The 19288-nt window shown below is 64.7% G+C and carries 17 protein-coding genes; 7 read left to right on the top strand and 10 right to left on the bottom strand.

What is annotated here, in order from left to right; genetic code table 11:
* Positions 1-45: 45 nt before the first annotated feature.
* Together ABDB81_RS27130 and ureG are read left to right on the top strand one after the other, a co-directional pair.
* Positions 46-738, top strand: a complete 693-nt coding sequence (locus ABDB81_RS27130) for an urease accessory protein UreF (protein WP_346814076.1) — start codon at positions 46-48, stop codon at positions 736-738.
* A 16-nt stretch (positions 739-754) separates the two neighbouring features.
* On the top strand, positions 755-1378 hold the full coding sequence (gene ureG / locus ABDB81_RS27125) for an urease accessory protein UreG (RefSeq protein ID WP_160471790.1): 624 nt from the start codon (positions 755-757) through the stop codon (positions 1376-1378).
* Positions 1379-1420: 42 nt separating this feature from the next.
* On the opposite strand, the gene ABDB81_RS27120 is transcribed toward ureG, so the two are convergent.
* Positions 1421-1798 carry a helix-turn-helix transcriptional regulator gene (locus ABDB81_RS27120; protein ID WP_137923049.1) on the bottom strand — a complete coding sequence of 126 codons (378 nt, stop codon included), beginning with the start codon at positions 1796-1798 and terminating at the stop codon, positions 1421-1423.
* 414 nt (positions 1799-2212) lie between these two features.
* On the opposite strand from ABDB81_RS27120, the gene ABDB81_RS27115 reads away from it, so the two are divergent.
* Positions 2213-2779, top strand: coding sequence for a hypothetical protein (locus tag ABDB81_RS27115; protein ID WP_137923050.1), 567 nt, complete (start codon positions 2213-2215; stop codon positions 2777-2779).
* Between the two features lie 17 nt (positions 2780-2796).
* On the opposite strand, the gene ABDB81_RS27110 is transcribed toward ABDB81_RS27115, so the two are convergent.
* Positions 2797-3489, bottom strand: a complete 693-nt coding sequence (locus tag ABDB81_RS27110) for a glutathione binding-like protein (RefSeq protein ID WP_160471791.1) — start codon at positions 3487-3489, stop codon at positions 2797-2799.
* 185 nt (positions 3490-3674) lie between these two features.
* Entirely contained in the window at positions 3675-4937 is a 1263-nt protein-coding gene (locus ABDB81_RS27105; protein WP_137923052.1) for an acyl-CoA dehydrogenase family protein, read from the bottom strand.
* Positions 4938-5144: 207 nt separating this feature from the next.
* Between ABDB81_RS27105 and ABDB81_RS27100 the strand changes: the two genes are divergently transcribed.
* Together ABDB81_RS27100 and ABDB81_RS27095 are read left to right on the top strand one after the other, a co-directional pair.
* Positions 5145-6089: a LysR family transcriptional regulator gene (locus tag ABDB81_RS27100; protein WP_137923053.1), complete on the top strand. Its 945-nt coding sequence runs from the start codon at positions 5145-5147 to the stop codon at positions 6087-6089.
* 206 nt (positions 6090-6295) lie between these two features.
* Entirely contained in the window at positions 6296-7453 is a 1158-nt protein-coding gene (locus ABDB81_RS27095; protein ID WP_346814075.1) for a CAP domain-containing protein, read from the top strand.
* 49 nt (positions 7454-7502) lie between these two features.
* Here ABDB81_RS27095 and ABDB81_RS27090 read toward each other — a convergent pair whose 3' ends face one another.
* The 3 genes from ABDB81_RS27090 to ABDB81_RS27080 are packed head-to-tail and all read right to left on the bottom strand — an operon-like array spanning position 7503 to position 11233.
* On the bottom strand, positions 7503-8810 hold the full coding sequence (locus ABDB81_RS27090; protein WP_346814074.1) for a hypothetical protein: 1308 nt from the start codon (positions 8808-8810) through the stop codon (positions 7503-7505).
* The gene (locus tag ABDB81_RS27085; protein ID WP_137923056.1) at positions 8807-9436 is read right to left on the bottom strand and encodes a sigma-70 family RNA polymerase sigma factor; all 630 of its coding nucleotides are present in this window, start codon (positions 9434-9436) and stop codon (positions 8807-8809) included. Before ABDB81_RS27085 ends, ABDB81_RS27090 begins: the two co-directional genes overlap by 4 nt.
* A 39-nt stretch (positions 9437-9475) precedes the next feature.
* A complete protein-coding gene (locus ABDB81_RS27080; RefSeq protein ID WP_346814073.1) occupies positions 9476-11233 on the bottom strand; it encodes a VWA domain-containing protein in 1758 nt (585 codons plus the stop codon).
* Positions 11234-11485: 252 nt separating this feature from the next.
* On the opposite strand from ABDB81_RS27080, the gene ggt reads away from it, so the two are divergent.
* On the top strand, positions 11486-13366 hold the full coding sequence (gene ggt, locus ABDB81_RS27075; RefSeq protein WP_346814072.1) for a gamma-glutamyltransferase: 1881 nt from the start codon (positions 11486-11488) through the stop codon (positions 13364-13366).
* Between the two features lie 130 nt (positions 13367-13496).
* Here ggt and ABDB81_RS27070 read toward each other — a convergent pair whose 3' ends face one another.
* The 4 genes from ABDB81_RS27070 to ABDB81_RS27055 form a co-directional block, all read right to left on the bottom strand.
* Positions 13497-14501 (bottom strand): tripartite tricarboxylate transporter substrate binding protein, encoded by a 1005-nt coding sequence (locus ABDB81_RS27070; RefSeq protein WP_137923059.1) that lies wholly within the window; start codon positions 14499-14501, stop codon positions 13497-13499.
* Between the two features lie 256 nt (positions 14502-14757).
* Positions 14758-15834, bottom strand: a complete 1077-nt coding sequence (locus ABDB81_RS27065; protein WP_346814071.1) for a phosphotransferase — start codon at positions 15832-15834, stop codon at positions 14758-14760.
* A 61-nt stretch (positions 15835-15895) separates the two neighbouring features.
* Positions 15896-16675, bottom strand: coding sequence for an enoyl-CoA hydratase (locus ABDB81_RS27060; protein WP_346814070.1), 780 nt, complete (start codon positions 16673-16675; stop codon positions 15896-15898).
* A 67-nt stretch (positions 16676-16742) separates the two neighbouring features.
* The gene (locus tag ABDB81_RS27055) at positions 16743-18266 is read right to left on the bottom strand and encodes a 3-hydroxyacyl-CoA dehydrogenase (protein WP_346814069.1); all 1524 of its coding nucleotides are present in this window, start codon (positions 18264-18266) and stop codon (positions 16743-16745) included.
* Between the two features lie 188 nt (positions 18267-18454).
* On the opposite strand from ABDB81_RS27055, the gene ABDB81_RS27050 reads away from it, so the two are divergent.
* A complete protein-coding gene (locus ABDB81_RS27050) occupies positions 18455-19096 on the top strand; it encodes a glutathione S-transferase (protein ID WP_137923063.1) in 642 nt (213 codons plus the stop codon).
* The last annotated feature ends 192 nt before the right edge of the window (positions 19097-19288 follow it).

Raw genomic sequence — 19288 nt, 5'->3', positions numbered from 1 at the left:
ATCAACAACCTATCGAGGTGTCTGAAAAAACTTGACCAGTACACCATGACTGCATTAAGCCAACTCATCTCCCTCCTCCACCTCGCCTCCCCAGCCCTCCCCATCGGCGGCTTCAGCTATTCCCAAGGCCTGGAGGCGGCCATCGATTGCGGGTTGGTAAAAGACGCCGACAGCGCTGCGAACTGGATTCACGACAACCTCACCCACGTGCAAGCGCAATGTGAAGCGCCCATCTGGCTGCTGCTGCATCGCGCATGGGCGAGCAATGACTACGCCTCCGTGGCCAGGTGGAACGACTGGTTCCATGCCTCGCGCGAGACGTCCGAGTTGCGGTTGGAGACCGAGCAGATGGGCTGGTCGCTGGCGAAGCTTGTTGCGCAGATGGAGTGGGGCGATGCACCCATGCGCGAGGCATTGAATTCGATGTCGCCGCTATGCCTGCCTACCGCCTTCACCGCTGCCTGCGTGGCACTTGCCATTGACGAGCGCGATGGCCTGGGGGCCTATGCCTTCAACTGGGCCGAGAACCAGGTGGCTGCGGCAATCAAGGCCGTGCCGCTGGGGCAGGTGGCCGGGCAGCGCATGCTGCGCGGGCTGCATGCTGCGGTGCTCGATGCCGTTGACGAAGCGCAGCGCCGCACCGACGCACAGCCGCCGCAACTCTCTACGTTTTCCCCGATGCTGGGCCTGCTGTCCGCCAGACACGAGACGCAGTACTCCCGGCTGTTCCGATCCTGATCACTCGACTCTCATCATGACCCGAACCAAGAAGAATCCTCCGCTGCGCGTTGGCGTGGGCGGCCCGGTGGGCTCCGGTAAGACCACCCTGTTGGAGATGCTCTGCAAGGCCATGCGCGAGCGCTATGACCTGGTGGCAATCACCAACGATATCTATACGAAGGAAGACCAGCGCCTGCTGACGGTCTCTGGCGCGTTGCCGGCCGAGCGGATCATGGGTGTGGAGACGGGCGGTTGCCCGCATACGGCGATTCGCGAGGATGCGTCGATCAACCTGGAAGCGGTGGATCGCATGCTGGCGAAGTTCCCGGATGCCGATGTGGTCTTTATCGAATCCGGCGGTGACAACCTTGCCGCCACGTTCAGTCCGGAACTGTCGGACCTGACGATCTACGTGATTGATGTAGCCGGCGGCGAGAAGATCCCGCGCAAGGGCGGGCCGGGCATCACGAAATCTGATCTGCTGGTGGTCAACAAGACCGACCTCGCGCCGTACGTCGGCGCGAACCTGGAGATCATGGAGAGCGATACGCGCAAGATGCGCGGCGAGCGTCCGTTCGTGATGGGCAGTGTCAAGTCGGGTCAGGGCCTCGACGAGATCATCGCCTTCATCGAGCGGCAGGGCATGCTCGACGTCTGAGCAACTCGGCGTCTGAGGCTTGCCCGGACCCGCCCGGGCAGTCTATCGAACGTGGCGGCGTGCCAGCGCACGCGCCACGCCAGCCACGACGTCGCGATCCACGTCGTTGAGCTCGGACATGTAGCGCAGCGTGGCCTGTACCGAGGGAGACTGCTCCGCGTCGAACGGCGAGCGCGGCGGCTCTGTTGCGCTTTCCTCACGATGCTTGATAAAGTCAAGCATATCGTTGGGCGCAACGCCGAGCGTGTCTGCCAGGGTACAGATGTTATATAGCGCAACATTGCGCGTGCCGCGCTCGATGCCGCTGAGGTAGGATCGGGCAAGGCCGCTTTCCAGCGACAGCGCCTCCTGCGACCAGCCGCGCTGCTTGCGCAGCCAGGTCAGATGTCGGCCAAACAGCTTGAGTGGGTCTGCTGTCATAGTGCTGCTGTGTGGATATTAAGTCTCTAAGTTGGACGAGCCTAAGGGTTTGACCTATAGGCAACGACAACTTATAGTTCGTCGTTCTATCGGTGCCAGATCCGCATATTAAGGGATGCGCCCGCCATGGGTGCGGCACCAGAGATGGCCGGTACGATGTCTCACGTCGTACTGAAACGGGGCAGTCGCGTAGTGGATGTCGGGCGGAGAGCCGCATCACGCCTTCCATTGCGCATTCCGGGACCTTCTGCGTCCCATGCTCCGTTTCGAGGGAATGCCATGCAGGTTTTCACGTCTTCGACCCTCCGTACGCGCAGTGCCTTGCCGTGCGAAATCACACCAATTACAACAAACCTATCCCGGCGGATATGTGTCATTCCGGCAACGGCCGGGCTTGGTCACGTCTCCGAAACGGTGCCGGTACAAGGGTCCACGCGCTATCGGATTCCGCAACTGGAGCGTCCGCAGTGGCTCGCCTGCATGCAGGGCGGTGTCCGCGTGCTCGACGGTGGCCTTGAACTGGCCGTCCTGACCAGCGGCGATGTCTTCGTGCCGGAACCGGGGCGGTCGTTGGTGCTCCATACCGTGGTCGATAGCGTGATCGGCAGGACCATTGCGTTGAAACGCCGCATCGCCGAAGAAGACGTGTCCGGACGTGGCGAGTTCCTGGCTATCGAGCCTGGCGAACCGAACTGGGCACAGCACTTCGACGCGGTCGGGCTGTGCTGGGCGGCCTGCCATCACGGCGCGCTGAGCCTGCAATGGCGCGACCCGACCATGCCCGATGGACTGGCCACGATCCTGCTGCAGGCCGGCATGAGCTTTGCCCCGGCTCCCGGCGAGGAGTATTGCATCGACGCGCTGCTGCCCGGAACCGGCCTGCTGTGCTGCCATCGCGGATCGGCGGCCAGCCCCGCGCGCGCGCGCGCCAGGCAAGTCCGGCCGATGTCCGCTCCGCAGTTGATGCACGCCGTTGCCTGACGGTTCCGGCCTCGCGGTCAGCGTCGCTGGTACTGCGTGGCACCAAACAGGATTTCCCGTTCGCGGTCGGTGTGCAGCGGCTTGCGCTCTTTCGCCAGTACCTCGACGCCACGTTGCACGGCAGGGCGGGCCGCGATCTCGTCGAACCAGCGCTTCAGATGCGGATAGTCGGAGAGTTCCACGCCCTGGTTCTGCCAGCTGCGCAGCCATGGGAACGTTGCGATGTCCGCGATCGAATAGCTGTCGCCGGCCAGCCATGCATGATTGGACAACTGCTTGTCGATCACGCCATAGAGACGCTTCGCCTCGTTGGTGTAGCGATTCACGGCGTACTCGATTTTTTCGGGCGCGTAGATGCGGAAATGATGCGCCTGGCCCAGCATCGGACCCACACCGCCCATCTGGAACATCAGCCACTGCAGCGCGTCATATTTGCCGCGCACATCTTCGGGCAGGAACTTTCCGGTCTTGCTGGCGAGGTATAGCAGGATCGCGCCGGATTCGAACAGGGAGATCGGCTCGCCGTCGGGGCCGTCGCTATCGACAATGGCAGGAATCTTGTTGTTCGGGCTGATGCGAAGGAAGTCCTCGCCGAACTGGTCGCCGGCGCCGATGTTGATCGGATGCACCCGGTACTCGAGACCACATTCCTCGAGCATGATGTGAACCTTGTGACCGTTGGGCGTGGCCCAGGAATAGACGTCGATCATTTGCAACGCGCTCCGTGGATGGTTGGGGTTTGGGCCGAGGCATTTAAGCACAGAAGGAATAACCTTGCTGGCGGTGCATGATCCCTGCAGGCCGCGTGCGGCAAGGCCGACGCCACAATGAAAAAAGCCAGACGGGAAGTGCCGTCGGGCCTTTGACTTGCGCGTATCGCTACATCAAGAAGCCATCACGAACCGCGCGTCACCGGCATCTGGATGCTGTCCGGATTCAGGTTCATGTGCTTGGCCAGTTCGAGCTTGGCGATGGCGTTGCGGTGCACTTCGTCAGGACCATCGGCCAGGCGCAGCGTGCGCTGGTGCGCCCACCAGTTTGCCAGCGGGAAGTCGTTCGACACGCCAGCCGCGCCGTACACCTGAATGGCCCAGTCGATGACGCGCAGCGCCACGTTCGGTGCCACCACCTTGATCATCGCGATCTCGGCCTTGGCCACCTTGTTGCCGACGGTATCCATCATGTACGCGGCTTTCAGCGTCAGCAGTCGTGCCATTTCGATATCGCACCGGGCTTCGGCGATGCGTTCCTGCGTCACGCCATGACGGGCGATCTGCTTGCCGAACGCTACGCGCTCCAGGCTGCGCTTGCACATCAGTTCCAGCGCACGCTCGGCCACGCCAACGCTGCGCATGCAGTGGTGAATGCGGCCCGGCCCGAGGCGACCTTGTGCGATCTCGAAGCCGCGACCTTCACCCAGCAGGATGTTGCCCACCGGCACGCGCACGTTCTTGAGTTCGATTTCCATGTGGCCGTGCGGTGCGTCGTCGTAGCCGAACACGGGCAGGAAGCGCTTGATGGTGATGCCCGGCGTGTCGGCCGGCACCACGATCATCGATTGCTGTTCGTGGCGGCCTGCCTCGGGATCGGTCTTGCCCATCACGATGTAGACCTTGCAGCGCGGATCGCCTGCACCCGACGACCACCACTTGGTACCGTTGATCACATAGTGGTCACCGTCACGCTCGATGCGGCATTCGATGTTGGTGGCATCGGACGAGGCCACGGCCGGCTCGGTCATCAGGAAGGCCGAGCGGATCTCGCCGCGCAGCAGTGGTTCCAGCCATTGGTCCTTGAGGGCTTCCGAAGCGTAGCGCTCCAGCGTTTCCATGTTGCCGGTGTCCGGCGCGGCGCAGTTGAACACTTCGGCGGACCAGGGCACCCGGCCCATGATCTCGCACATCGGCGCGTATTCGAGGTTGGAGAGCCCTTCCGGTGCACGCTTGGAGCGCGGCAGGAACAGGTTCCAGAGACCGGCTTCGCGTGCCAGCGGCTTCAGTTCTTCCACCACCTTGGTCGGAATCCACGCATTGCCGGCCTCGCGGTTGGCCTGCACTTCGGCATAGAAGCGCTTTTCGTTCGGGTAGATGTGCTGGTCAAAGAACGCCAGCAGCCTGGCCTGCATCTCCTTGACCTTCGGCGAGTACTCGAATTGCATGGGGTCTCCTCGGTAACCCTTGCCGGATTCGGCTGGGTTGGTGACTGGGGGTGTGACGTAATGACGCTTGTGACGGGCGCGCCGTGCCGACTGTGGCTACTCTAATCCAAGCTGTGAAATTAGAAAAATGAATTTTCTGGATTGGTCAGTATCAATTTGATGCATCCCGTGCCAGAATGCGCCAAAGCCATCTCGCAGGAAGGTGCCATGCAGCTCAGCCGGATCGATCTCAACCTTTTCGTGGTGTTCGACGCCATCCATAGCGAGGGCAGCATCACCGCCGCCGCGCGGCAGTTGAACCTGACGCAGCCAGCCGTGAGCCACGCGCTTGGGCGGCTGCGCACGTTGTTCGACGATCCGCTGTTCGAGCGACGCGGGCAGGGCATGGCGCCCACGCCGCTGGCGCGTTCGCTGGCCGCCGAGATTCGCGGCGCGCTGCAATCGTTTGCGCGCACGCTGCAGGATACGCCGCACTTCGATCCTGCCAACACCACGCGGCGTTTCACCATCGGCATGCGCGATGCCTTGGAGTCCACGCTGTTGCCACCGCTGATGGCGCGCGTGACGGCCATCGCGCCGCACGTGGAGATTGCCGCGATCCGCTTCGACCGGCGCGAGATGGAATCCGAACTGCTGGCCGGCACGCTCGATGCCGCGCTCGATATCCTGCTGCCGGTATCGCCGGCCATCCATCACGCGGCATTCATGTCTGATCCGATGGTGGTGCTGGCGCGGCGCGATCATCCGCTGGTGAAAAAGGAACTGACGCTGGAACGATATCTCGCGGCGGAACACGTACACGTATCGTCGCGGCGGCGCGGTGCCGGGCTGGAGGACCAGGCATTGCATCGCATGGGTCTGACGCGACGCGTGCGGCTGCGCTGCCAGCACTATGCGGCGGCGTGCCGCGTGGTCAGTTGCACGGATTTGCTGGCCACGCTGCCACTGCGCTATGCACGCATCGCCAACGAACCCTATGCCAACCGTCTGCTGTCGCTGCCTTTCAAGGTGCCATCGCTCGAGTTGCATTTGTACTGGCACGCGGGTGGCGAGAACGATGGCGCGAACCGCTGGCTGCGCGAGCAGTTGATGGCGGTGATGGCGTCGCTCGGGTCGGGTATGGCCGATGTGGCGAGCCCCTCGCCAACCTGATTCCCTCACACGTGCGGCGCGCTCGGATCACACCGTAAGAAAATGTTCGGATGCTGGACGGTGATGATGGGCATCCCTACCATCGTCCCCGTTCATCTGCTCCAGTACGCATCACATCACGGCGCTGCAGCGCCCTGGCGTTTTCCCGGTTCATACATCGGGCATGCGGGCAGTTCTCCCCATTCCTGTATATCGAGCCGCTTCACATGCCAGGGAAACACTTGCACCACGCATTCACTCGTCGATCCACGCTTGCCAGCGCCACTGCCGCGCTCGCAGCGCTGACACTGGCCGCTTGCGGCGGCGGTGACGGCGGATCTTCCGCCAGCTCGGCCACGCCCAGCGCGGGCAATGCATCGAACGCGCAGCAGGCCGGCACGCAAGCTGGCACCACGCCTTCGACGTCGTTGCCTGCGGGCGCGGACCGCGCGTGCTACACGGTCACCGGCACAGCCGGCACGCCAGTGACTGGCGCCGTGAGCCTGCTGCCTGCACGCGGCACCGGTGCCTCGGGCTATCGCGTGCTCGACGAACCGCGTGCGGCGGGTCTCTGCTATGCCAACTACCGGCGCGAGCAGGTGGGTCTGGCGCCGCTGACGGCGCGCGATGCGCTCAACACCGTGGCGCAGAACCACACGGCCTACATGCTCGCCAACCAGACGCTGACGCACGACGAGCAGTCGGGCAAGACCGGCTACACCGGCGCCGCGCCGAACGACCGTATCCAGGCTGCGTATGCGAGCAACGCCACCGCGGAAGTGGTGGCAGGCGCCAATCGCTGGACTTCGGCAGCGAACGCAAACCTGTCGATGAGCCCGAAGGACGCGCTCGTAGTGGATCTGATCAACGCGCCGTTCCATCGCGCTGCACTGCTCGGCAGCTACGGATCGGCTGGCAGTGGTTTCGCTGAAAGCGTCGGCGCTGGCAGCAGCGGCGGCACGACTGCGAACTACTACCAGACCATCGACCTGGCCGACCGCAGCGTGGGTGGCGCGGACAACCAGATGGTGGCGTATCCGTGGAATGGTCAGGCCGATGTGCCGACGAGCTGGGTCAATAACGAAAGCCCGAATCCGGCGCCATCGTATGCGGGTCAGACCATGGGCTATCCGGTCACGGTGCAATCCGTGAATACCTCGCTGACGTTCAACGCGGATACGTTCTCGATTACCGAGGCCTCGGGCAACAACGTGCCTTGCGAGAAAGTGGATGCGCGCACGTCGGGCATGTCGAGTGCCGCGCGCGGGCTGGCGATCTGCACGCCGCGCACGCCGCTGGCGAGCAAGACGCGCTACAACGTCACCGTCGGCGGCACGCTGAACGGGCAGGGCGTGAACCTGAACTGGTCGTTCACTACGCTGTAAGCGGTTGGGTCGCACATGAAAAAACGGGAGGCTTCGGCCTCCCGTTTTTTCATGGCGACGACGATGGCGGCTGCGCAATGCGCAACTGTCCGCGCCCCAGCGTTTCATCGCGCTCGATGCCATATGGTGCGGCGGGGCGCGCTTCCGCAGGCATCGCCGCCCACAGACGTGCCACCCAGTCATGCACGGCGGCGTTATCGGGCTCCGCGCTCCAGATGCGCAGCGCCTTGCCCGGACGCCATTGCAGTGCCACCGATGCGGGATCGTCTTCGATGGTGACGGTTGCCGATTTAGTGGCGATGGCCGATGGAATCGATGCTGCGGAATCCGCCGTTGCCGAATCCTCCGGTGCCGCAGCATTGAGCGCGGCTTGCGGCGCGCGTCGTGCGCGCAACGCGGCGGGTGGGGGCGGCGCCGATTGTACGAACGCGGGCGCAGGCGCCGGAGGCGGTGCGGGTTCTGACGGTGCCCGTTCCGCGAAGGCGATGGGCGGCGCGGCGGGTGCTGCCGCCGCTGCCGCCGCGGCCGGTTCCCGTGCAGACTCGTGCGCAGCGTTGGCGCTGTCCGATGGTGGCGTGGCCATCGGTGCGGACTTTCGCGCTACCGGCTGGGCGGGCCTGGTTGCCACTCTCGACTCAGTCGCTTTAGCCGCCTCGGTCGACTTTGATCGCACCGAAGACGCATCGTCCGTCGCGTTGGTCCTGGCTGCCATTTCCGCCGCCGGTTCTGGCGATGCAGGCGCCATCGGCGGCGGTGCATCGGACAACATGACGTTCGATGACAGCGAGGCCGTCATCGGCGTACCGTCATCGAGTTGCCGCAGCACGATCTGCGTGGCGAGTCCCGCTACCGCGAATGCGCTCGCCGCGATGCCGAGCGATTTCCACCAGCGCGATAGCTTTGGCTTTCTCGGCAGCGGGGTAGGGGCTGCCGACGACGCCGCGTCGCGATGTTGCGCAGCCTGTTCACGCAACCATGCGTGTCCCGCATCGCTGATGGGTGCGCCCAGCACGTCCTGTGCAGACTGGCCGGCATCGATCTGGTCGAACATCGCATTGCGCCGTGTTGTCTGCGCTTGCTGGAGACGTGCGGCCTCGCGCAGCACGCTGCCGGAGAGCGTCGGCGGCGCTGTGAACGTGGGCGGCGGTGCGGTCACGCGTGCCACGCTGGTCTCGGCTTCGGCAGCCATGCGGGCCTGCACGGCGCGTGCCGCTGTGGCGACTGACACGGCCAGTGTCGCCGGAGCTTCGAACGGCGGCAGGTCGCGCAGCAGTGCGGAGAGACGATCTTCACCATCGATGAAGTTGTCCACGGCGTCGTGGTTGGCAGCGTCACGACGGGGGCGCGTATCGGTCATGGACGCAACTCCCGGCCCGCATCTCCTGGCGAGACTTCCGCCAGCACAACCCGCAGGCGCATGAACGCATAGCGCAGCCGGCTTTTGACGGTCTCGAACTTCTCGCCCAGCATCGCGGCGATGTCTTCGACACTCATATCGCTGAAATAGCGCAGCACCACCACCTCGCGCTGCGTCACCGGCAACTGCAACAGCGCGTCGTGCACGGCGGCCATGTTCTGGCGCAGTTGCGCTTCGGCCTCCGGCGTGAGGTCATCGGCCGGCATGGCGGCCTCGTGATCGTCGAGCGATTCGCGCAGCCGCGCATGCGCGCTGCGTACCTGATCCATCCACGCATTGCGCGCGATCTGGAACAGGAACGTGCGGAACGCGGCGGTGGGCAGGTAATCGCCACAGCGCGTCATGAGCTGTATCCACGTGCGCTGCGCGATGTCCTCGGCCTCGCCCGTATCGCCCCTGCACAACCACGCCACATAGTTGTAGAGGCCGGGGTTATGGCGACGGAACAGCTCGGCGATGGGCGCTTCGATGACGCCGCTGGCTACCAGGAGCATCAGGTCGGCATCGGGCAACGCAGTGATATCTGCGGCGATACCTGCGGAGGCGGCAGAGGGAGTAACGGTCATGTCGACGAGTATAGGCGCAAGCCGTGGCGGTCTCCGCAATCAGTGCTGCGTGGGTCGCTGCGGCACCGCTGCCGTGGAAAGCGACTGCGCTAGCGATACAAGCTTGAGGAACTCGCCTCGATAGCCAAAACGATCCGCGCCGCTCGCGCTGGCCGCGAGTACGCGGGCATCGTCGAGCGTCCAGTTGCCGGTGAACTTGCCGCCGCGCAGCACCTGCCCGAAACCGCTGACGGCCACGGCGAATCGGAAGTCGGCATCGGCGCGCGCCAGCGGCTGGATAGCCTGGCGCGTGACCGTGAGATCGGTCAGTTCGCTGCGCGAAACATCGGTGCGCTTGAAACGCAGCTTCACATGGGCCAGTTCGTTGTTGCGTGCGTCCGTAGCGGGCGTGGTTGATTGGTAGCGCAATGGATCGATCAGACCCGTGCCATCGGCCAGCGTCAGTTCGTAGAGCGCGGTGACCGTGTGTCCCGCGCCAACGTCGCCGGCATCGACCTTGTCGTTGTGAAAATCCTCGCGCGCCAGCAGGCGGTTCTCGTAGCCGAGCAGGCGATATTCGCGCACCGTCGACGGGTTGAACTCGATCTGGATCTTCACGTCGCGTGCGATGGTCGCCAGCGTGGATTGCATTTCGCCCACCAGCACCTTGTTGCCTTCCATGAGGTTGTCGATGTATGAGTACGCCCCGTCGCCCGCATCGGCCAACTGCTCCATCATCTGGTCGTTGTAGTTGCCCGCACCGAAGCCGAGCGTCGACAGCGAGACACCGGACTTGCGCTTCTCCTCGACCATGCTCTTCAACTGGCGGAAGTCGGTCACGCCCACATTGAAATCGCCATCGGTCGCCAGCAGGATGCGATTGATGCCTCCGGTGACAAAGCTCTGCTGCGCTGCCTGATAGGCCAGCGCGATGCCGCTTGCGCCTGCGGTGCTGCCGCCTGCCTGCAACTGATCGATGGCGGAGACGATCGCGGCTTTCTCCGATCCCGAGGTCGGCGGCAATGCAATCTGCGTGCGACCCGCGTAGGTCACCAGCGTGATCCGGTCCTGCGGCCGCAGCGCGCCTACCAGCAGCTTCAGCGATGCCTTGAGCAGCGGCAGCTTGTCCGGTGTATCCATCGAACCGGAGACATCGACCAGGAACACGAGGTTGGCCGAGGGCATGCTCGCCCGCGCCATGTCCTGCCCCTTGATGCCGATACGCAGCAGCACGTTGCCCGGCTGCCAGGGCGACGGGGCCAGCGCGGTATGCACTGCAAACGGGCGACCGTCGGAGGGTGGCGCGTAGTCGTAGGGGAAGTAGTTGACCAGTTCCTCGACGCGCACCGCATCGGCGGGTGGCAGGCGCCCCGCGTTAAGCATGCGGCGGACGTTGCTGTAGCTGCCCGTATCGACGTCGATGCTGAACGTGGAGACCGGCTGGCTCGCCACGAGCTGGATGCCGTTCTCGGCGATGCCGCCGTAGCGCTCGCGATCCTGCGGCGCCGGCATCGGGGCGAAGGATGGCGACGGCATCCTTTTCATCGCGGCCATCGGTGCGGCAGGGTGGCGCATTGCAGATTCCGCCATCGGTGCACGGCTGTCCGACTGCTCCGATATGGGCGGCTGCAGGATGTACGGCGGCGTGGGCGCGGGGGGCGGCGGCGGTGTCAAGGGTGCGGAAGCTGGCACATTCGCGGGCTCGCCAAGCCGGGCCGATCCGCCGCAGCCGGTCAGGGCCGCCGTCATGGCCGCGAGCAACGTGAGCGTTGCCGGCAGCAGGATGCGTGCAGCGGCGCGGGTGATCTGGGGTTGCATGGTGTGGCCTCCTTGTCGGCATGCGTGCCGGTTCTGGAGGCTGTAACGAGGCAGGAGGCTGCGCGGGGTTTGCACCGGCGCAACTTTCCTCGGAAGTCCACCGGAGCCCAGCCTGAGCACATCGCCAAGTGCAGTTTTGAGAATTTTCGCCCCTCCCTGGGGCCCGGATCGCCGCTACAATCGCCGAACCTTCCCCCAAGGAGTGACGGCATGACGGACGCAGCGGCAACATCGCCTTCCCAGGCATCCCGGGTGACTCGATCCACCCCTTCCGATTCCCTGCGCTGGCGCGGCGCACTGGCTGCGGCGCTGGCCACGTTGCTGGCGGCGTGCGGTACCACGGCGGAGAAGGCGGCACCGCCTGCCGCACCGCCAGCTGCCACCGCACAGCCTGCCCCGGCCGCCATGCCGCCGGCCCCCGAGGTCTCGTCGGGCTACCGGCCCGGCATGACCACCACCTTCGCCCAGAAACACATGGCTGCCGCTGCGAACCCGCTGGCGACCGAAGCCGGGCGCGAGATCCTGCGCGCGGGTGGCTCGGCCATCGACGCCGCCGTGGCAATGCAGGCCGTGCTGACGCTGGTGGAGCCACAGGCCACGGGCATCGGCGGCGGCGCCTTCATCATGTATTGGGACGGCAAGCGCGTGCAGGCTTACGATGGCCGCGAAACCGCACCGGCTGGCGCCACCGAGAACCTGTTCATGCGCGCTGACGGCAAGCCGATGGAGTTTTCGGAAGGGCAGATCGGCGGTCGCTCGGTGGGTGTGCCCGGCGTGCTGCGCGCGCTGGAAATGGCGCATCGCGATCATGGCCGCCTGCCGTGGGCACGGCTGTTCCAGCCGGCCATCAAGCTGGCCGAGAACGGCTTCCCGATGTCGCAGCGGCTGTACACGCAGGTGGCGGCTGACAAGTTCATGGGCGGCTCGCCCGAGATGACCGCGTACTTTCTCGACGGGCAGGGCAAGGCGAAAGCCGTGGGGACGGTGGTCAAGAACCCGCAACTGGCACAGACGCTACGCGATATTGCACGGCATGGTCCGAACGTGTTCTACAACGGGCCAATTGCGCGCGAGATCGTTACCAAGGTCAACGGCCACGCCAATCCCGGCAGCCTCTCGCTGGCGGATCTGAAAGGCTACAAGGCCAAGGTGCGTGTGCCGGTCTGTACCGACTATCGGCAATGGAAGATCTGCGGCATGCCGCCGCCGTCGTCGGGTGGTATCGCCATTGCGCAGATCCTCGGCACGCTGGAGGCGCTGGAGAAACGTGATCCGCGCTATGCCCTGGCCAGCCTGAAGCCCACGGCCGTCAACCTGCCATCGAAGGTGGAGCCGAACCCGCTGGCCGTGCACGCCATTGCCGAAGCCGACCGCCTGGCCTATGCCGACCGTGGCCTCTACGTGGCCGATGCCGATTTCGTGCCAGTCGACGTGGCGGCGATGGTCAGCCCGAACTATCTGGCCGAGCGCGCGGCCTTGATCGGCGACAAGAGCATGGGCAAGGCCCAGCCGGGGACGCCGCCGGGCGTGAAGGTGTCGTTTGCACCGGACCGTTCGCCGCCGCGCATCTCCACGTCACAGATCGTGGCCGTGGACAACCGGGGCGGGGCGCTGTCGATGACGACCACGATCGAGTCGTACTTCGGCTCCCACATCATGGTGCGCGGCTTCATGCTCAACAACGAGATGACCGATTTCTCGTTCACGCCGACCGAGAACGGCAAGCCTGTGGCCAACCGCGTGGAACCTGGCAAGCGTCCCCGCTCCTCCATGGCACCGACGCTGGTCTTCGATCGCCAGAGCGGCAAGTTCGTGGCGGCGCTCGGCTCGCCGGGTGGGTCCCAGATCATCGAGTACGTGTCGAAGACGCTGGTCGGGCTGCTGGACTGGAACATGGACGTGCAGCAGGCCGTGGGCATGGCCAACTTCGGCAGCCGCAATGGTCCGACCGAAGTGGAGCGGGGCCTGGTGACACCGCAACTGGTGGAGGCGCTGAAACAACAGGGCCATCAGGTGGCCGAGATCGAAATGACCAGCGGCACGCAGGCCGTGATGCGCAAGACCGTCGACGGCAAGCAGGTCTGGGCCGGTGGCGCCGATCCGCGCCGCGAGGGTGTGGCGCTGGGGGATTGAGGGCTCGCCGCTAAAGAAAAACGGGCGCGAAGTTCGCGCCCGTTTTCGATGGCTCTGCTGACGGTGTGGCAGGATGGTTCAGGGCGAAGCGGTTCTGGCTAGGCCGCCAGAATCGTCCTGAACCAGCCTGTTATGCGTCCAGTTTTACTCCGGCGGCTTTCACTACCTGCGCCCAGCGCTTTTCTTCGGCGCTGAACCACTTGCCGGTATCGGCCGGGTTCATCGTCACGACTTCCGCACCCTGGCCAGCCAGGTTGGCGCGGATTTCCGGCGTGCGGATGATGCGGACCAGTTCGGTGTTGATGCGTTGCACCAGCGCGTCGGGCATGCCAGATGGCGCCATCACGCCTTGCCACGTGCCCGACTCGAAGTTCGGCACGCCGCTTTCGGCGATGGTCGGCGTCTGGCTGACGAGCGCCATGCGCGAGCGCTTGGACACGGCCAGCAGCTTGAGCTTGCCCGACTGCACATGCGGCAGCGTGGCGAGCATGCCGTTCATTAGCACTTGTGCGGTGCCGCCAACGGTGTCGGCAATCGCCTGTGCACCGCCCTTGTAGGGCACGTACTGCCACGCTGCCTGCGTTGCTTGCTGCACGGCCACGCCGGCCAGGTGCGGCGCGCTGCCGATGGCGGTCACGGCGAAGTTCAGCGGCTGCTTGTGCGACAGCGCCACCAGTTCCTTGAGGTTGTTGGCCGGCACGGACGGATGCACAACCAGCAGGTGCGGCGAGTAGGCCAGCATGCCCACAGCCTTCAGGTCCTTGTCCGGATTGAACGTGAGCTTGGTATAGACCGATGGGCTGATGGCCAGCGCGCCCACGTCGCAGAGCAGCAGCGTGTGGTTGTCCGTACCCGATTGCGCCACGATCGCCGCGCCGATGTTGCCGTTCGCGCCCGGCTTGTTATCGACCACGACGGCCTGGCCCAGCGCTTCGCCCAGCGGCTTGCTGATCAGGCGGGCGATGATGTCGGACGAGCCGCCGGCGGGGTAGGGCACCACAAGGCGAATCGGCTTGGTCGGCCACTTGTCCTGCGCCCAGGCGGACGCCGGCGCCAGAATGCCAGACGTGCCAACGGCACCCAAAGCGGCCAGGCCGGGAAGCTGGCCGAGAAATTGGCGGCGAGAAGAGGTCATGCTGTGTCTCCAGTCAACACTTATCATCAGTTGTCGTACAACGAATGGAGGGAAGTGTAGGCTGGCGCGCGGTCCGGGTCTATCGGGAAAACACGTAGAGCGCGCGTCTAATGTAGGGACATGGAGGCAAGAGCACGGCCTCGGGTGGTTCATCAGTTGTCTGACGACTGTATGTTTTGCTCCCCCGCCGGTCTGCTCCCCTCTCGCACTTTGCGGGAGAGGGGAGCAAACCTTGGGGAGAGGGGATGCCTAAGCCTCAAGCCCCCGCCTTCTTCGCATACTCCCACCCCATCTCCGCCATCGGCCGGGCCCGTTTGCCGGCGTCCAGCGCCTGCGCCGACGATGCCGTGCCGTCCACCACGCGCTTCATGATCCCTTGCAGAATCCCGGCAATGCGGAACATGCTGAAGGCGAGGTAGAAATTCCAGTCGCCGGTGATGGGGCGACCCGTGCGCTGCTCGTACAGGCGGCGATACGTCGCCTCGTCGGGAATGCCCAGCGCCGCATGGTCGAGTCCCGCGATGCCGCGGAACTGGCCCGGCTGGATGTGCCAGCTCATGCAGTGGTAGCCGAAATCGGCCATCGGGTGGCCCAGCGTCGACAGTTCCCAGTCCAGCACGGCCAGCACCTTCGGCTCGGTGGGGTGGAACATCAGATTGTCGAGGCGGTAGTCGCCGTGGACGATGCTGGTCAGCTCGGAGGATTCCTGCGGAATATGTTCGGGCAGCCAGGCGATCAACTGGTCCATGGCCGGGATCGACTCGGTCTCGGACAGCTTGTATTGCTTGCTCCAGCGCTCGATCTGGCGCTGGAAATAGTTGCCGGGCTTGCCATAGTCGGCCAGCCCGATGGCCTTGTAGTCCACCGAATGCAGTGCGGCGATGACGCGGTTCATCTCGTCATAGATGGCGGCGCGCTCGCTGGTGGTCATGTCCGGCAGCGACTGGTCCCACAACACGCGGCCGCTGACGAACTCCATGATGTAGAAAGCGCGGCCGATCACATCCTCGTCCTCGCACAGCGCGTACATATGCGCCACGGGCACATCCGTGCCGGCCAGCGCCTTCATCACGCGGTACTCGCGCTCGATGGCATGCGCCGACGGCAGCAGCTTGGACTTCGGACCCGGCTTGGCGCGCATCACATAGGTCTGGCCCGGCGTGATCAGCTTGAAGGTGGGGTTCGACTGGCCGCCCTTGAACTGCTCGATGGTGAGCGGGCCGGCGAAACCTTCCACATGCTCGTGCATCCAGGCTTCGAGCGCGTCCATGTCGAAGCGCTGCTGGTCCGCCACGGGGCGTGTGCCTTCAAAGTGCGAAACGTTGGTGCTCATCGTTGTCTCTCTCCGCAATGTCTTTGTTTTGTGATCGTTGTCGGAACCGGGCAGTGGATGCCTAGCGGTAGTCGGGCTTGCGCTTCTCGAGGAAGGCGCTGATGCCTTCGCCGCCGTCCTTGTGATGCAGCGCCGCCACGAAGCTGTCGCGCTCGGCAAGCAGATGTTCGCTCAGCGAGGCAGTGCCCGCGTGATGGATCAGTGCCTTGATGCCACTCACGGCGTTCGGCGACTCGCGGCCGATGCTCGCGCCGATGGCCAGCGCCTCGGTCAGTGCCTGTCCCGGCGCGACCACGCGATTGACGATGCCGAAGTGTGCCAGACGGGCCGGGTCCACCGGTTTGCCTTCCATCATCATTTCGCTGGCCAACTGGCGCGGCAGCATGCGTGCGAGCTCGTACGAGCCGCCGCCATCGGGCGTCAGGCCCACCTTGACGTAGGCCATCACGAACTTGGCATCGCTGGCCGCCACGACGAAGTCGCAGGCCAGTACGATGGAGAATCCGGCGCCGGCGGCGGGGCCTTCCACGGCGGCAATGATCGGCTTCGGAAAGGCATGGAACGATTCGATCCACGCGTTCAGCACGCCGATGCTTTCTTCCTGCACCGAAGGCGGCTGCGAGCGGTTGCCGAGCAGGCGGTTCAGGTTGCCGCCCGCGCAGAACACGCCGTCGGCGCCAGTCAGCACCACGGCGCGGATCGAATCATCGGTAGTGGCTGCGTCGAGCGCCTTGCGAGACGCGGCGTAGATGTCCGGATGCAGCGCGTTGCGGGCTTCCGGGTTGGAGATGGTCAGCACGAGCGTCGTGCCGACGCGTTCGGACAGCAGCTGGGCAGTCATTGCAGCCTCATTGTCTGGGGGAAACAAAAAGGCGCCCCGTGTCTCATCGGGGCGCCCGCTTCAAAAATCAGGCTTCTTCGGTCAGCAGCGACAGGCCAAGGCCCGCACGACGCCACAGCCACGGGCTCGGGCGATAACGCATGTCACCGGTCACTTGATTCATGTTGCGCAGCACTTCCAGAATCACGTCGGCGCCAATCGTATCGCCGAGGGCCAGCGGACCCTTCGGATAACCGAGGCCGAGATTCACGGCCAGGTCGATATCGGTCGGCGTGGCAATGCGTTGCTGGGCGATGTCGCTGGCGATGTTCACGATGCAGCCGATGATGCGCTGGGCGATGAAACCGGCCGAATCGCGGATCACGGTCACGGGCACGCCATCGCTGGCGAACAGGCCGTGCGCGGCGTCGCGTGCGGCAGCGCTGGTGGCCGGCGTGGTCATCAGCGTGCGGCGCTTGGTGGCTTCGAACGGCAGCAGCGTGTCGATGGCGACCACGCGCGTGGCGTCGAGTCCTTCTTGCAGCGCCGCCGTGGTGGCATCCAGACCCAGCGGCGTGACGACGATCAGCGCATCGGCGGACGGCGTGTTGCCACCTTCGACGTTCGCACCGAGCGCGCCGAGCAGCTTCATCGCCATCGCGTGGCCACGCTCGTTGGCGCGGCTCACCCAGACGCTGGCCGGACGGCTGTCAGGCACGGCCTTCGTTGCGGGAATCTGCTTCTGGCCTTCCGGGTACGCGTAGAAGCCCGCGCCGGTCTTGCGGCCCAGCAGGCCCCCCACCGAACGCAGCGCCGTGATCGGCGACGGACGGTAGCGCGGTTCCTGGTAGAACTGGTTGTAGATCGATTCCATCACCGGGTGCGACACATCCAGCCCGGTCAGGTCCATCAGTTCGAACGGACCCATGCGGAAGCCAGCCTGCTCACGCATGATGTTGTCGATGTCGACGAACTCGGCCACGCCTTCCTGCGCAGCCTTCAGGCCCTCGATGTTCATGCCGCGGCCGGCATGGTTCACGATAAAGCCCGGCATGTCCTTGCAGCGCACCGGCGTGTGACCCATGCGGCGCGACAGCTCCATCAGGCGGTCGCCGATGGCGGGGTCGCCCGAGAGACCGTCGATGACTTCGACGACCTTCATCAGCGGCACCGGATTGAAGAAGTGATAGCCGACCACGCGGCCCGGCTTCTTCGATCCCACGGCGATGGCCGTGATCGACAGCGACGAGGTATTCGACGCAATCACGGCGTCTTCACGCAGAATGGCTTCGAGCTTGGCCACGAGGTCGCGCTTGACGTCGAGGCGTTCCACAATGGCTTCCAGCACCATGTCGCAGCCGGCCAGGTCTTCCAGCGCGGTGCAGGCCTTCACGCGGGCCAGCGCGGCTTCGCTGTCGGCGGCGCTGATCTTGCCCTTGTCGGCCAGCTTGGCAAAGGTGTCCTGCAGGTACTGGCGCGCGGCGGCCACGGCCTGGGCATTGACGTCGAACAGGCTGACCGTCAGGCCCGCCTGGGCGGCGATCTGGGCGATGCCCCGGCCCATGGCGCCCGTGCCAACGATGCCGAGCGACTGTATGGTGGAATTGCTCATTGTTGGTCCAAAAAAGTTGTGGCTAAATTAGCACGATCGTACGTTTTCTGCACCTTTCGCGACAGTGGGGCCGCGCATGCGGCGTGCGCTGATCGGACAGATGGGGCAGGGCGGAAGACGCTGGTGCGACCTTGGGGCGACACCGGACATACGACAAACCTTCGCACACACATTCGGAGAGAGACGACATGCTGAAGCTCTGCGGTTTTGCCGCCAGCAACTACTACAACAAGGTGAAGTTGGCGTTGCTGGAAAAGAACCTGCCGTTCGAGGAAGTGCTGGCCTGGATCGGCGAGACCGACCTGGCCGCGTCGCCGCTGGGCAAGGTGCCCTACATCATCACCGATGCCGGCCCGCTGTGCGAGTCCGAACCGATTGCCGAGTACATCGAAACCACTTACATCCAGTCTCCGCTGCTGCCGAAAGACCCGTATCAGGCCGCCAAGGTGCGCGAACTCGTCACCTTCCTGGAGTTGTATCTGGAACTGACCGCACGGGAACTGTATGGCGAGGCATTCTTCGGCGGCAAGGTCAGTGATCGCGTGAAGGAGCGCCAGCGCGCGCTGCTGGACAAGTACATCCCCGCCTTCGGCAAGCTGGCGAAATTCTCGCCTTACATCGCCGGCGACACCTTCACGCTGGCCGACTGCGCCGCCATCTGCCACCTGCCGCTGGTCTCGTCGTGCACGAAGATCATCTATGGCGAGGACCTGCTGGCGGGCCTGCCGGTGAAGGAATACCTGAAAGCAATGTCCGAGCGCCCGACCGTGCAGAAGGTCAACGCGGAACGGAAGGCGAATACGGAGTTGATGATGAGCCGGAATCGGTGAGCGACTTGATTCCCATCGATGGGTTTGTTCCCCTCTCCCGCGAGCGGGAGAGGGGTTAGGGGAGAGGGCCAGCATTTCAAATTGCGACAAGCCGGCAAGCAGAGCCGCTCGCCCTCTCCCCCGCCCCTCTCCCGCAAGGCGGGAGAGGGGAGAAAACCGGCGCGGGGAGGTTAGATCTTCCCCAACCGCTCC

The sequence above is a fragment of the Cupriavidus sp. DL-D2 genome, from assembly GCF_039710735.1.
GTDB lineage: Bacteria > Pseudomonadota > Gammaproteobacteria > Burkholderiales > Burkholderiaceae > Cupriavidus.
Note: the sequence above shows the minus strand (reverse complement) of the source record. Positions and strands in the feature narration are given on the sequence as shown.

Bases quoted from the DNA above. Each gene is read 5' to 3' on its own strand.
- ABDB81_RS27050 (WP_137923063.1), top strand. From the start codon at position 18,455: ATGCTGAAGCTCTGCGGTTTTGCCGCCAGCAACTACTACAACAAGGTG.
- ABDB81_RS27090 (WP_346814074.1), bottom strand. From the start codon at position 8,810: ATGACCGATACGCGCCCCCGTCGTGACGCTGCCAACCACGACGCCGTG.
- ABDB81_RS27100 (WP_137923053.1), top strand. From the start codon at position 5,145: ATGCAGCTCAGCCGGATCGATCTCAACCTTTTCGTGGTGTTCGACGCC.
- ABDB81_RS27105 (WP_137923052.1), bottom strand. From the start codon at position 4,937: ATGCAATTCGAGTACTCGCCGAAGGTCAAGGAGATGCAGGCCAGGCTG.
- ABDB81_RS27080 (WP_346814073.1), bottom strand. From the start codon at position 11,233: ATGCAACCCCAGATCACCCGCGCCGCTGCACGCATCCTGCTGCCGGCA.
- ABDB81_RS27065 (WP_346814071.1), bottom strand. From the start codon at position 15,834: ATGAGCACCAACGTTTCGCACTTTGAAGGCACACGCCCCGTGGCGGAC.
- ABDB81_RS27060 (WP_346814070.1), bottom strand. From the start codon at position 16,675: ATGACTGCCCAGCTGCTGTCCGAACGCGTCGGCACGACGCTCGTGCTG.
- ABDB81_RS27130 (WP_346814076.1), top strand. From the start codon at position 46: ATGACTGCATTAAGCCAACTCATCTCCCTCCTCCACCTCGCCTCCCCA.
- ABDB81_RS27055 (WP_346814069.1), bottom strand. From the start codon at position 18,266: ATGAGCAATTCCACCATACAGTCGCTCGGCATCGTTGGCACGGGCGCC.
- ABDB81_RS27095 (WP_346814075.1), top strand. From the start codon at position 6,296: ATGCCAGGGAAACACTTGCACCACGCATTCACTCGTCGATCCACGCTT.
- ABDB81_RS27110 (WP_160471791.1), bottom strand. From the start codon at position 3,489: ATGATCGACGTCTATTCCTGGGCCACGCCCAACGGTCACAAGGTTCAC.
- ABDB81_RS27070 (WP_137923059.1), bottom strand. From the start codon at position 14,501: ATGACCTCTTCTCGCCGCCAATTTCTCGGCCAGCTTCCCGGCCTGGCC.
- ABDB81_RS27085 (WP_137923056.1), bottom strand. From the start codon at position 9,436: ATGACCGTTACTCCCTCTGCCGCCTCCGCAGGTATCGCCGCAGATATC.
- ABDB81_RS27120 (WP_137923049.1), bottom strand. From the start codon at position 1,798: ATGACAGCAGACCCACTCAAGCTGTTTGGCCGACATCTGACCTGGCTG.
- ureG (WP_160471790.1), top strand. From the start codon at position 755: ATGACCCGAACCAAGAAGAATCCTCCGCTGCGCGTTGGCGTGGGCGGC.